Source organism: Roseateles sp. P5_B10 (genome assembly GCF_056400485.1).
The window spans coordinates 1-596 of record NZ_JBFULE010001612.1 but is presented as its reverse complement, the minus strand read 5'-3'; the positions used below and the strand labels follow the sequence as shown (position 1 = coordinate 596).

General features: G+C 60.4%; 1 protein-coding gene. It reads left to right on the top strand.

The features are described 5' to 3' along the window. Positions 1-596, top strand: a 596-nt coding sequence (locus AC1DU6_RS34895) for an efflux RND transporter permease subunit (RefSeq protein WP_477863111.1), incomplete at both ends; no start/stop codon positions are given.

Here is a 596-nt window from a genome sequence, read left to right as displayed (position 1 = left end):
ACCAAGGTTTCATCACCACCGACGTCCAGACGCCATCGGATTCCTCGTTCGCCCGCACCGAGGGCGCCATTGAGAAGGTCGAGGAATATCTGAAGAAGCGCTCCGGCATTGAGAGCGTCGTGTTTCTCACCGGCTTCAGCTTCCTCGGTCAGGGAATGAACACCGCGCAGGCCTTCATCACCTTGAAGGACTGGTCGGAGCGTCCGCCGAAGGACTCCGCGGCGGCCCTCGTTGATGATATCAACAAGAGCCTGTCATCGATCCGCGACGCCAAGATTTCGGCGCTGCAGCCACCGCCGATCGACAACCTCGGCAACTCGTCGGGCTTCAGCTTCCGCCTGCAGGATCGCGGCCAGAAAGGCTTCGTCGCGCTCAATGCCGCGTCCGACAAGCTGATTGCGGACGCCAATGCCAGCCCAGTTCTGCAGAAGGTATTCGTCGAAGGCCTTCCGCCGGCGCCATTGGTCAACCTGATGATCGACCGCGAAAAGGCCGGCGCCTTCGGCGTCACTTTCGAGGACATCAACAGCACGATCTCCACTAATCTCGGTTCGAACGACATCAACGACTTCCCGAACCGGGGCCGTATGCAACGC